15 protein-coding genes and 1 pseudogene are annotated in these 11,305 nt (G+C 69.5%); 7 read left to right on the forward strand and 9 right to left on the reverse strand.

The window, feature by feature from the left end; translation table 11 throughout:
- A pseudogene (locus ACFR9S_RS00840) lies at positions 1-407 on the reverse strand (ornithine cyclodeaminase family protein); the annotation flags it as partial.
- Between the two features lie 226 nt (positions 408-633).
- On the opposite strand from ACFR9S_RS00840, the gene ACFR9S_RS00845 reads away from it, so the two are divergent.
- A complete protein-coding gene (locus tag ACFR9S_RS00845) occupies positions 634-1,800 on the forward strand; it encodes an NAD(P)/FAD-dependent oxidoreductase (protein WP_379817765.1) in 1,167 nt (388 codons plus the stop codon).
- A gap of 46 nt (positions 1,801-1,846) precedes the next feature.
- Positions 1,847-2,410, forward strand: coding sequence for a thioredoxin family protein (locus tag ACFR9S_RS00850; RefSeq protein WP_379731151.1), 564 nt, complete (start codon positions 1,847-1,849; stop codon positions 2,408-2,410).
- Between the two features lie 12 nt (positions 2,411-2,422).
- Here ACFR9S_RS00850 and ACFR9S_RS00855 read toward each other — a convergent pair whose 3' ends face one another.
- From ACFR9S_RS00855 to ACFR9S_RS00870, 4 genes are all read right to left on the reverse strand, one after another.
- Positions 2,423-2,866, reverse strand: coding sequence for an RNA-binding protein (locus ACFR9S_RS00855; protein ID WP_379731150.1), 444 nt, complete (start codon positions 2,864-2,866; stop codon positions 2,423-2,425).
- A gap of 72 nt (positions 2,867-2,938) precedes the next feature.
- Entirely contained in the window at positions 2,939-3,145 is a 207-nt protein-coding gene (locus ACFR9S_RS00860) for a DUF1918 domain-containing protein (protein ID WP_379731149.1), read from the reverse strand.
- Positions 3,146-3,196: 51 nt separating this feature from the next.
- Positions 3,197-4,306 carry a glycosyltransferase family 4 protein gene (locus tag ACFR9S_RS00865; RefSeq protein WP_379817767.1) on the reverse strand — a complete coding sequence of 370 codons (1,110 nt, stop codon included), beginning with the start codon at positions 4,304-4,306 and terminating at the stop codon, positions 3,197-3,199.
- Positions 4,307-4,331: 25 nt separating this feature from the next.
- The gene (locus tag ACFR9S_RS00870) at positions 4,332-5,399 is read right to left on the reverse strand and encodes a glycosyltransferase family 4 protein (RefSeq protein WP_379731147.1); all 1,068 of its coding nucleotides are present in this window, start codon (positions 5,397-5,399) and stop codon (positions 4,332-4,334) included.
- A 114-nt stretch (positions 5,400-5,513) separates the two neighbouring features.
- On the opposite strand from ACFR9S_RS00870, the gene ACFR9S_RS00875 reads away from it, so the two are divergent.
- Genes ACFR9S_RS00875 through ACFR9S_RS00885 form a run of 3 tightly spaced genes read left to right on the forward strand, consistent with a single transcriptional unit; the run spans position 5,514 to position 7,006 of the window.
- Entirely contained in the window at positions 5,514-5,798 is a 285-nt protein-coding gene (locus ACFR9S_RS00875) for a ribonuclease P protein component 4 (RefSeq protein ID WP_379731146.1), read from the forward strand.
- A 51-nt stretch (positions 5,799-5,849) separates the two neighbouring features.
- Positions 5,850-6,092: a YhbY family RNA-binding protein gene (locus tag ACFR9S_RS00880; protein ID WP_379731145.1), complete on the forward strand. Its 243-nt coding sequence runs from the start codon at positions 5,850-5,852 to the stop codon at positions 6,090-6,092.
- Positions 6,092-7,006, forward strand: coding sequence for a mechanosensitive ion channel family protein (locus ACFR9S_RS00885; RefSeq protein WP_379731144.1), 915 nt, complete (start codon positions 6,092-6,094; stop codon positions 7,004-7,006). The genes ACFR9S_RS00880 and ACFR9S_RS00885 overlap by 1 nt, the downstream gene beginning before the upstream one ends.
- A gap of 15 nt (positions 7,007-7,021) precedes the next feature.
- On the opposite strand, the gene ACFR9S_RS00890 is transcribed toward ACFR9S_RS00885, so the two are convergent.
- Positions 7,022-8,161: an acyl-CoA dehydrogenase family protein gene (locus tag ACFR9S_RS00890; protein WP_379731143.1), complete on the reverse strand. Its 1,140-nt coding sequence runs from the start codon at positions 8,159-8,161 to the stop codon at positions 7,022-7,024.
- A 134-nt stretch (positions 8,162-8,295) separates the two neighbouring features.
- On the opposite strand from ACFR9S_RS00890, the gene ACFR9S_RS00895 reads away from it, so the two are divergent.
- On the forward strand, positions 8,296-9,369 hold the full coding sequence (locus tag ACFR9S_RS00895) for a phytoene/squalene synthase family protein (protein ID WP_379731141.1): 1,074 nt from the start codon (positions 8,296-8,298) through the stop codon (positions 9,367-9,369).
- An 81-nt stretch (positions 9,370-9,450) separates the two neighbouring features.
- Here ACFR9S_RS00895 and ACFR9S_RS00900 read toward each other — a convergent pair whose 3' ends face one another.
- Positions 9,451-9,879: a hypothetical protein gene (locus tag ACFR9S_RS00900; RefSeq protein WP_379817769.1), complete on the reverse strand. Its 429-nt coding sequence runs from the start codon at positions 9,877-9,879 to the stop codon at positions 9,451-9,453.
- A 98-nt stretch (positions 9,880-9,977) separates the two neighbouring features.
- Between ACFR9S_RS00900 and ACFR9S_RS00905 the strand changes: the two genes are divergently transcribed.
- Positions 9,978-10,664, forward strand: coding sequence for an HAD-IIB family hydrolase (locus tag ACFR9S_RS00905; RefSeq protein ID WP_379732788.1), 687 nt, complete (start codon positions 9,978-9,980; stop codon positions 10,662-10,664).
- Between the two features lie 9 nt (positions 10,665-10,673).
- Here ACFR9S_RS00905 and ACFR9S_RS00910 read toward each other — a convergent pair whose 3' ends face one another.
- Entirely contained in the window at positions 10,674-10,859 is a 186-nt protein-coding gene (locus ACFR9S_RS00910) for an HEWD family protein (RefSeq protein ID WP_379732790.1), read from the reverse strand.
- A 48-nt stretch (positions 10,860-10,907) separates the two neighbouring features.
- The coding region (locus tag ACFR9S_RS00915; RefSeq protein WP_379817771.1) for a GNAT family N-acetyltransferase at positions 10,908-11,305 on the reverse strand (398 nt) is incomplete at its 5' end.

An 11,305-nucleotide genomic window follows, 5' to 3' on the forward strand; every position in this document is an offset into this window, starting at 1 on the left:
GTCACCGGCCCGTCGCCGACTGCGAGCCGGTCGGCCGCCAGCCCGCCGATACAGCCCGTCCGGGCGTTCGTGATCCGCGTCCCCGCGAGCAGCGCGGTCGGCTCGCCCGTTCGGGCGTCGGTAACGGCGATCTGTGCCTGCACGGTCGGGCGCCCACGCTCGGCGTTCCCCTCGTGGACGCTCGCGAGCTTCGTGGCGTAGTGGTCGTCGCCGTGGATGTACGCCGGCATCGTCAACCCAGTTCCCAGCGGTTCGTCCCCCTCGATCCCCGTGCCGACCGGGAAGTGCGGTCGCTCGGGCCGCTCGACCTCGCCGCGGCCCTGTTTCCGGAACGCCCGTTCTATCTCCGGTAGCAGGTCGCCGAGGTCGAGCAGTCCCGCGACCTCGTCGTCGGAGAGTACGCGCATACGGCCACGTCCACCCCCGCGAAGATAGCTCTTGGCCGAGGGTTGAAGGGTGATGGCGCGACCAGGCCCACCGACCCAGTACGGAAACCACGGGGGAGTCGAGGCGGGAGCACGACGCGCCCCCCGTGAGGCAGCCACGCGTCGTCTGTTCGCCACTCGTGCCGACCTCGTGACGGGCACGCGGGGTCGGCACAACGGTTTTGCCGACACCACGCTGAGAGAGCGTATGCGAGTCGTTGTCGTCGGCGGCGGGATCGCCGGCCTGACCGCCGCGGTCGCGCTGGCCGACCGCGGCGCGACGGTGGTGCTCTGTGAGCGCGGCAGCCTCGGGGACGGGAGCACCTCGCGCGCGCTCGGCGGGGTTCGGTGTCAGTTCTCGACGGCGGTCAACGTCGACCTCTCGCTGGCCAGCCGGCCGGTGTGGGAGACGTTCGAGGATCGCTTCGGCGTCGACATCGAGTTCCGACAGGCGGGCTACCTGCTGCTCGCGCGGACCGAGGAGACCGCGCGGGGGCTGGAGCAGCAGGCCGCGCTCCAGCGTGACCGCGGCGCCGAGACGCAGTTCCTGACTCCCGACGAGGTCACCGACTACTGTGCGGGCGTCGATCCCGACGCTGTCACCGCCGCGACGTACAACCCCCGCGACGGCTTCGCGGATCCCTACCTCGCACTGCAGGGGTTCGCCGACGCCGCCCACGAGCGCGGGGTCGAGGTTCGGACCGGGACTGCCGTCACCGACGTGCGACTCTCGAACGGGCGTGTCGTCGGCGTCGACGTTGCGGGCGACGGCGCGCCGAGCGGCGGCGCCATCGACGCCGACGCCGTGGTGAACGCGACGGGGCCATGGGCCGCTGAACTCGCGGCGATGGCCGGCGTCGAGATTCCCGTCGAACCACAGCGCCGGCAGGCACTCGTCGCCGACCCCGAGCGGCCGGTACCGGAGGACGATCCGCTCACGATCGACTTGGAGACGAGTTCGCACTTCCGGCCGGAGCGCGACGGCGCGGCGATCGTCGGCGGCTACTTCGACGACGAGCCGGAGACGCCCGACCCGGACTCGTTCTCGGAGTCCTACGACGTGGCGTGGGCCGCCGAGACAGTCGAGCGTGCCGCGGCCTACTGCGACTACTTCGGCGAGAGCACCCGGCTGAAGCGGGGCTGGGCCGGACTGTACGCGGTCACGCCCGACCACCACCCGATCGTCGAGGAGTCGGTCCCGGGGTTCGTGCAAGCGGTCGGCTTCTCCGGCCACGGGTTCCAGCACGCGCCCGCGACCGGACAGGTCGTCGCGGAGATACTCCTCGACGGCGAGGCGTCGACGGTCGATGTCTCGGATCTCGGCAGCGACCGCTTCGAGACGGGCGAACTGCTCCACGAGCGGAACGTGGCCTGACGCCACGGGCGAAACCGGCTTCCGGTCGGCGTCCGAACCGCGATCCATGGTCGCGAAAGAGTCCGAGTCCGAACTGGACCGCGGCGACGAGGCACCCGAGTTCTCGCTGGAAGGCGTCGACGGCGAGACGTACACGCTGGAGACGTTCGCCGACAGCGACGCGCTGCTGCTCGTGTTCACCTGCAACCACTGCCCGTACGCGCAGGCGAAGTTCGGCCTACTGAACGAACTCGCCGACGAGTACGACGACGCTGCGGTCGTCGGTATCAACCCCAACGACGCCGAGGAGTACCCCGAGGACAGCTTCGAGACGATGCGGGAGTACGTCGAGTCCGGGAAGATCGACTACGACGCCTACCTCCGCGACGAGAGTCAGGCAGTCGCCGACGCCTACGGCGCGGTCTGTACGCCCGACCCGTTCCTGTTCCGCAACGATGGTGACTCGTGGAGCCTCGCGTACCACGGTCGCCTCGACGACGCGCTCAACCCCGACGAGGAGCCCTCGGAGTTCTACATCCGGGACGCGATCGACGCGGTGCTCGCCGGGGAGGAAGTAGATATCGAGGACCGCCCCTCGCGTGGCTGCAGCATCAAGTGGAAGAACGACTGAGCGGGCCGGAACTCAGGCTTCGGTGTGTTCCCGGGCACTCTCCAGCGCCTCGCGGGCGTTCTCGACGGCCGCGGGCTGTTTCGCGGGGTAGGCTTCGACCTTCGCACGGAGGGTGATCCCCGGGCCGCGTTCGACCTCACCCTTGAACGCGTCCTGCTTGTCCAGCCGGAGGAAGAACGCGCAGTTCTCGTCGACGCGCTCGTCGAGCTCGCCGATCACGTCCTCGATGTCCGACAGCTCGCTCAGCTGCCGGAGCACGTAGCGCACGTCGTCAGCGTTGTCGACGCGGGCGGAGAACACCACGATCCGGTCGCCGTGGTGGCCGCGGTTGACCGCGCGCTCGATCTCGTACTCCTCGGGGAGGAACTGTCGGAGCGCCTGCTCGACGCGCTTCTCGTCCTCCGTCGCGTAGCAGAAGGTCCGCAGGTCGACGTAGTGAAACGGGACGCTGGGCATACCCGTCGGTAGGGGTGCAGCGCGCAAAAGGCTTCCTCGACGGAGAAAGCTCCCGTGTGGGTGCGATCGACTCTACTCCTCGGGCTCTTCGTCGCCGCCTTCCGAGACCAGCTCCAGCTGGTCCTCCGGGATGCCGGCCTCCTGTCCGTCCTCGAAGACGATCGTGTAGTTGGGGTCGCCGAACATCGTCTCCATCACCTGCGTGATCTCCCCTTCCTCGCCGTCGAACTCGCTGTGTTCGTCGTGAAGAACGACCGTGTCGCCTTTCTCGAAGCTCATGGTGGCTCGTTCCGCCGGCGCGGATTTAAGCGCCGTGATTCGGCGAACCGCTCACTCCCGGACCGCGGCGTAGATCTCCTCGAGCCGGTCCACCGCGTGCTCGACGCTGATCGCCGCCCGACGGTCCAGACAGTTCTCCCGCAGGCGCTCGCGCTCGTCGAGCGTGCGCTCGATCGCGTCGGCGAAGCCGTCGATGTCGCCCGGCTGGAAGTGGTAGCCCGTTTCCCCGTCGTCGACGGTGTCCGAGAGGGCGCCGCTGTCGACGCCGACCACGGGCGTCCCGCAGGCAAACGCCTCCAGCGCGACCAGCCCCTGCGTCTCGACCGGGCTGGGGAACAGAAACGCGTCGAGGCCAGCGTAGAACGCCGGAAGCTCCTCCCGGTCGAGGAAGCCGAGGAAGCGCGCGTCGACGTTCCGCTTTCGAGCAGCCTCTTCCAGTTCTGCCCGCGCCGGCCCGTCGCCGCCGAACACCACCGTCACGTCCCGATCGAGGCGGTCGCAGGCAGCGAGGATCGACGGGAGCGACTTCTCGTGGCCGTGTCGGCCCGTGTAGCCGACGAGCGTCCGATCGTCGGGGAGTCCGTGGCGCTCGCGGAACGCGGCCGAATCGACGGGACGGAAGCGCTCGGTGTCGACGCCGTTGGGGACGACCTGCGGGTCGTCGACGCCGAGTTCGGTGGCGACGTACTCGCCGGTCGCCGCCGACGGGACGATCACCGCGTCGGCCCGGTTCAGGAACCACGACTCGTAGCGCCGGCTCAGCGCCGCGGTCCGCTTCCGCACCGGCGCCCACGAGGTGAGGTAGCTGGCGTACTCCGAGGTCGGCGTGTGGTACGTCGCGACCAGCGGGAGGTCGCGGCTCCGGGCGAGGCGCATCCCGGCGAGTCCCAGCGAGAACGGCGTGTGCGCGTGGACGACGTCGACGTCCGTGACGGCGTCGGGAACGCGAGGCAGCCCGAGCCGGTAGCCCGCGTAGATCGGCAGCGGCAGCGACCGGACCGGGTGTTCGTCCGCCTCAGGCTCCCGGTCGGGCGCGCCGGGGTAGACCACCTCCATCCGGCCGCCGCGCTCCCGCCAGCGGTCCCGCCAGCTCTGGACGGTGTAGGTGACGCCGTTGACCGTCGGCAGGTAGGTGTCCGTGAACGCCGCGACCGACTCCATGCGCGAGCGGTTGTCCGAGGCGCGGTTAAGGGGTTCCGGAATGGCTCTCCTCCAGCAGGCGCTCGTACTGCTCGATCAGCCGCTCGCCCACGCGGTCGAGCGAGTGCTCTGCGGCGGTCTCTTGGGCGTTCTCGCCCAGTCGCTCCCGAAGGTCGGGGTTCTCCTCCAGTCGGCGGAGCGCGTCGACGAACTCCTCGCGCGTCTCGCACTTCAGGCAGTCCTCGCCGTCGGTGAAGAACTCCTCGAACACCGGGATGTCCCGGAGCACGACCGCCTTTCCGCAGGCCATGGCCTCCAGCGCGGCGATCCCCTGGTTCTCGTCTTTGGTCGGGAACAGGTACACGTCGCCGGCACCGAACGCGGCGCGCTTGTCGTCCATCCACCCCGTGAACGTGACGTTCTCGGGGGGGTTGTTCGTCCAGTAGCGGGTCGCCTCGCCGGCGGCGGCGCCCTCCTCGTAGTGGCCGAACCACGCGAAGTCGTACTCCGTCTCCTTTGCGACCTCGCAGAACGTCGTCAGCCCCTTGCGCTCGAACACCTCGCCGACGCAGAACACCACCATCCCCTCCAGATCGAAGCGCTCGCGCGTCTCCTCGCGAAGGTCTTCGAACCCTTCGAGCGAGTCCACGTCGACGCCGTTGGTCACCGGTTCGATCGGCGTCGTCACGGGGTACTCCCGGAGCACCCCCTTCGTGTACTCGCTGGGACAGAGCACCAGATCCGCCTGCGAGTAGAACCACCGCAGGTACGGCCGCAGCGCGGGCGCGAGCCGGTCGGTGAACCGGAACGACTCGCCGAAGTCCTCCGCGGTGACGTGGGCGTGCAGTACGAGCGGGATATCGTTGCGCTTGGCGTGTCGGGCGACGGCGACGCTCCCCGGGCCGACGACGTTGCAGTGGGCGACGTCGTACTCCCGGAACGCGCGGCCGCCGGTCAGCCGGGACTTCGCGGCGTCGACGGGACCGTCGCCGACCCACGGCGACTCGATCACGTCGACGTCCGCCCGTTCGAGCGCCTTGCGTTGCTGGCGGGTGGCGGTGACGATCCCGCCGCGGATGCGGTCTTCCAGTTCGAGGTAGTCGAGCACGCGCACGGCTTTCGTCGTTCTTCGGAGGTCGGATTGATCAACGTTCCGGCCTGCGGGCGTCGACGTCCGGACCGTCCCCGAAAACGATAACCCCGGCAGCCCTCTCGGTACTGACGAGAGATGAGCGCCGAGATCGCCGAGGAGCGGATCGAACGCCTCGCCGCGCTAGCGGAGGAGGCCGCGGCCGCGGGGAAGTTCGACCGCTCGCGGGAGTACGTGCGGCTGGCTCGGCGCCTCGCCGAACGGAACCGCCTCTCGCTCCCCCGGCGATTCGCACGCTCGACCTGCGACGACTGCGACGTGTTCCAGCGCCCGGGCGTCAACGTCCGAGTTCGGGTTCAGCGCGGGCGCGTGATCCGGCGCTGTGACTGCGGCGCGACCGCCCGCTACCCCTACCGGGAGTGAGCCCGCCAGACCGAAGCTTCAAAGCTTCCCCGGCGAATCGTTCCGGTAAGAATGTCTGACGAGCTACGAAAGCAGGCACACGAGCTCGACGTGACCGTCTGGGTGGGGAAAAACGGGATTGACGCCGTCGTCGACGAGCTCGACGACCAGTTGGACAACGAGGAGCTGGTGAAGGCGAAGTTCCTGCGATCGGCGCGGGGCACCGACGACACCGAGGCGCTCGCGACGGAGTTGGCCGACCGCGTCGACGCGGAGGTGATCGACACCCGCGGGCACACGGCGGTGTTCCACTGATGGCGAGCCTGCAGACGACGGCGACTCCCGGCGGCGAGTCGGCCGCCCGGGCGAACCAAGTGGTCGCCGCCTTCCTCGAACAGTTCCTCCCGACGGTGCTGGCGAACGCCATCGGCGCCCTCCTCGTCTTCCTCGCGGTGTTCGCGATCATCTACGGCGCGGGCAAGGCGACGGCCGTCCCGCTGGTCGACCGTGTGCTCGACGCCCGCGGGCTGGAGGCCCACGCCCGTCGGCCGCTGATCAAGATCACCTCGGTGCTGATCGTGTTCGTGGCGGTTACCGTCGCCTTCGGCTTCGCCGGCTTCGGGAACTTCCTCCAGTCGCTGGCGACGATTGCCGCCGCTGCGACGCTGGCGATCGGCTTCGCGATGCAGGACGTGATCGCGAACTTCGTCGCCGGCATCTTCATCTACACCGACCGGCCGTTCCGTATCGGCGACTGGATCGAGTGGGAGGGCAACTCCGGCATCGTCGAGGACATCTCCTTCCGGGTCACCCGCGTGCGCACGTTCGACAACGAGCTACTGACTGTGCCGAACTCACAGCTCACCGACGGCGTGATCAAGAACCCCGTCGCGAAGGACACGCTCCGCCTACAGTTCACCTTCGGCATCGGCTACGACGACGACGTGGAGAAAGCCACGGACATCATCGTCGACGAGGCCGAGCGCCACCCCGACATCCTCACCGACCCGGCGCCGAGCGTGCGGCTGACCGAACTCGCGGACTCCTACGTCGGCCTTCGCTCGCGGATCTGGATCGACAACCCCTCGCGGGCGGACTTCGTGAAGATCCGCTCGGAGTACGTCAAGAACGTGAAACGGCGCTTCGACGAGGCGGGGATCGAGATCCCGTTCCCCCAGCGCGACCTCTCGGGCGAGATCGAACTGCCGCCCGAGCACGTGCGGGAGTAGCGTTCGGTTCGCTCTCTACAGCATCCGGTCGGCGATCGTGTTCCGCAGTACTTCGCTGGTCCCCTCGTAGATCTCGTTGAGCTTGGCGTCGCGGTAGTAGCGCTCGACCGGGAAATCCTTCGTGTAGCCGTAGCCGCCGTGGACCTGGATCGCCTCGTTGGCCACCTCGCGGCTGACTTCGCTGGCCTTGAGCTTGGCCTGTGCGGCGGCCTTGATGTAGTCCTCGTCGCGGATCTTCAGGTCGGCTGCCTTGTGCATCAGCAGCTTCGCGCTCTGGACTTTCGTGTCCATGTCCGCCAGCTTGTGCTGGATCGCCTGAAACTCCGAGATGGGCTGGTCGAACTGCTCGCGGTCGGTGGCGTACTCCGTCGCGGCCTCCTTGGCCGCGCGGGCGATGCCGACGCCGCGGGCGGCGATGGAGATGCGGCCGCCGTTGAGCGTCTTGAGCGACTGGACGAACCCCTCGCCCTCCTCTCCGAGTCGGCGGTCAGCCGGCACCCGAAGCTCGTCGAACCGAAGCTCTGCGGTGGGACAGCCCTTGTCGCCGAGCTTGTGCTCGGTGTTCTCGACGATGAAGCCGTCGTCCGACTCGGGCCGGACGACGAACGAGGAGATCCCGCGGTTGCCCGCGTCGGGGTCGGTCTTCGCGAAGACGATCACCGTGTCCGCGACCGAGCCGTTGGAGGTCCAGAGCTTCCCGCCGTCGATGACGTACTCGTCGCCCTCCCGTTCCGCGGTCGTGGTCATCGCGGGCACGTCGCTGCCGGCGCCGGCCTCCGAGAGCGCGAACGCGCCGACGTCTGAGCCTTCGGCCAGCGGCGTGAGGTACTCCTCCTTCTGGGCTTCGTCGCCGAACTCGTACAGCATGTTGCCCGCCAGCGACGTGTGGGCGGCGACGATCGTCCCCAGCCCGCCGGAGCCTCGGGAAATCTCCTCGATGCCGATCGCGTAGGAGTGGTAGTCGAGGCCGGCGCCGCCGTACTCGGTGGGGAACGGCATCCCCATCAGCCCCAGTTCGGCCATCTGGTCGACGAGGTCCTCGGGGAACTCGTCGGTCTCGTCGATCTCGGCGGCCCGGGGGACCACCTCCTCGTCGACGAACTCGGCGACGGTGTCGCGGATCTGCCGCTGCTCCGCGTCCAGACTGAAGTCCATACCCTCGTCTCCTTCCGGGCCGGGCTTAGGGTTTTCTACCCGGTTCTCCCCCCGCTCCGTGGTCGGAAAACGACGGGTCGCGAACCGCTTGGGAGAGACTTTTAACGCCGCTGTACGTAGACCCCTCAAGCCGAATGCCCGGACCCGACCCCCTCGCCGACGTTCCGTCCGATGACCTCGCGTGGTGTCACGAGGCCGTCCAAGACGTCTCCCGCACGTTCGCGCTGACAGTGGACGTGCTCGAGGAGCCCATGGACTCCTACATCTGTCTGGGCTACCTCCTCTGTCGGGTCGCGGACACGATCGAGGACGCCTCCCACATCCCTCCTGCCGAGCAGGCGGCGCTGCTCCGGACCTACGACGCCGTGCTCGATCCGGCCGACGACACCGAGATCGACACGTTCGTGGCCGAGGTCGAGCAGTGGGTTCCCGCCGAGGCCGAGCGCAACGCCGACTGGGCGGTCGTCGCGAGCGCGCCCCGGATCGTCGCCACGTTCGAGGCACTCCCCGCCGACGTGCGCGAGGCGATCACGCCGCCGGTCCGGGAGATGGTCGAGGGAATGGCCGAGTTCGTCGAGCGCTACGCCGACGAGGGCGGCCTCCGTATCGACGACCGGCGCGAGCTGGAGGAGTACTGCTACTACGCCGCCGGCACCGTCGGGAACCTCATCACGAACCTCGTGACCCGAGGGGAGATCGACGACGAGCGCGAGCGGACGCTGTACGACACCGCCGAGGAGTTCGGCCTGCTGCTCCAGCTGGTCAACGTCTCGAAGGACGTGTACGACGACTACGACGAGGAGAACAACGTCTACCTCCCCGCCGAGTGGCTGGCCGAGGAGGGCGTCGAGCAGGACGAGGTGCTCGACCCCGCGAAGCGCGAGGGCGCGACCTCGGTCGTCCGGCGCACGACCGACCTCGCGCGCTCCTACCTCGACGACGCCGGGACGTACCTCCAGCACGTCCCGCTGCGGGACGGTAACACGCTCGAGGCGTGGGCAGTGCCGTTCCTCCTCGCGGTCGGGACGCTCCGAGAGGTCCGCGAGCACCCGGAGGACGTGCTGACCGAGCGGGGGGTGAAGGTGTCCCGGAAGGAGGTGTTCGCGGTCGTGAGCGCGATGAGCTCGAAGGGCCGGGACGCGCTCCCCTCGTTCCGCGAGCGAATCGCCAGCGCGCCGTTCCATCAGCAGCCGACCAGCGCGGACTGATCGGCCCCTCTTTTTCGACCCGTCACGACGCTCTGGAGCTGTCGCTCTCGCGTGGAGAGAAGACCGCAGAACGTCGGCGCCTCAGTCCTCGAGCGCGTCGGCGATCCGTCGCAGCTCTCGCGTCGCGTCGCGGACCTCGTCGCGGAGCTGTCGGACCTCACGCACCATGTCCTCGGTGGCCTGGGCCTGTCGCTCGCTGCTCTCGCCGCCCTCGCTACCGGCGTCGGCGCCCATGCCGCCCGGACCGCCGCCCATGCCGGGCGCGCCGCCGGGACCGCCACCGCCGCCCATCATGCCGGACATCATCTGTGCGAAGGGGTTGCCGCCGGGACCCTCGCCGCCCATGCCGGGCGGGCCGCCGCCCATCCCCTCCGGACCGGGCGCCTCGCCCTCCTCGCGCTCGGCCTCGCGGCGCTCGCGGATCTCCTCGACGCGCTCGCGGAACGACTTCTCCTCCTCGCCCTCGGTACTCTCCTCCGAGCCGTCGGCCTCGTCGGGTTCGTCTGCCATACCTCCGGGTTCCGGGGCCACGGCGAAAAGGGTTGTTCTCCCGGGCAGTCGAGAACCGACCGGGACGGTTTTCCGGGCCAGCGACCGATGTCGAAGCGATGGTTCCGCCGCTGGCGCTGGACATCGACGGCACGCTCACCACGCCCGAGCACACGATCGCGCCGCGGGCGTTCTCGCTGCTCGCGGGGTGGGAGGCGCCGGTCGTGCTGGCGACCGGGAAGGCGTTCCCCTACCCCGTGGCGCTCTGTCAGTTCGCCGGCATTCCCGAGCGTGTGATCGCGGAGAACGGGGGCGTCGCGCTCGCTGACGGGCAACTCGAGTACGCGGGCGACCCCGAGCGCGTCGACGCCGCGATCGAGGCGTTCGAGGAGCGCGGCGGCGACCTCGGCTGGGACGGCGTCGACACGATCAACCGCTGGCGCGAGACGGAGGTGGCCGTCAGGCGGACCGCCGACGAGGCGCTGCTCCGTGGGGTCGCCGCGGAGTTCGACCTCCAGTTCGTCGATTCGGGGTACGCCTACCACCTCAAGAGCGCGGACGCGAGCAAGGGCGCGGCGCTGACCGGCGTCGCCGAGACGCTCGGCTACGAGCCGAGCGATTTCGTCGCCGTCGGCGACAGCGAGAACGACGCCTCGACGTTCGAGGTCGTCGGCGAGTCCTACGCGGTCGCGAACGCCGACGAGACCGCGAGCGCCGCCGCGGATCACGTCCTCGACCGCGGCTACGTCGACGGGACGCTGGACGCGCTCCGTGCAGTCAGGGAGCGAGCAGTAGACGACGCGTAGCTCGCCGGCTCAGCACTTCTCGGCCGCGGCCGCGGACTCGCTCTCGATCGGGACGAACGTGCCGTCGATGTCCCACTCGTGGATGCAGTACACCTCGCCGAGACGGTCGGCCCGCCAGACGCCGCCGTCGTACCGTTCGACCCGCCCGCAGCGCTCACAGACGCGCCGGTCGGGCGTACGGAGGAGATCGCTCATTGCCGGCGTGAGGACGGGTGCGGGTATGAAGCTTCCGTCGTCGGCACGCTATTCGACCGACGGCGTCGCTGCGACCAGCGCCGACACCGGCGCCGCGAGGTGGAGCGTCGTCACCTCGGTGCCGCCGAACGTCTCGGTGACGCTCCCGATCCGCTCGAAGCCGAGGGACTCGTAGAACCCACGGGCTCGGTCGTTCCCGTCGAACACCTCCAGCCAGACGCGTTCGTGGCCCGCCCCGCGGAGCCGGTGGGCGACGTGGGCGGCGAGTTCGCTGCCGACGCCCTCGCCCCAGCGATCGGGCGCGACGTAGAGCCGCGAGAAGAAGGCGTCCGGGTCGTCGGGATCGCTCTCCCAGTCCCGGGCCGGGCCGGCGTTGGCGAAGCCGACCACGCCGTCGTCGTCGGCGACGAGGAAACAGGCGCCGTCGGCCGCGTCCGCCTCCCGGA

The sequence above is a fragment of the Halolamina salina genome, assembly GCF_042678005.1.
Classification (GTDB): domain Archaea; phylum Halobacteriota; class Halobacteria; order Halobacteriales; family Haloferacaceae; genus Halolamina; species Halolamina salina.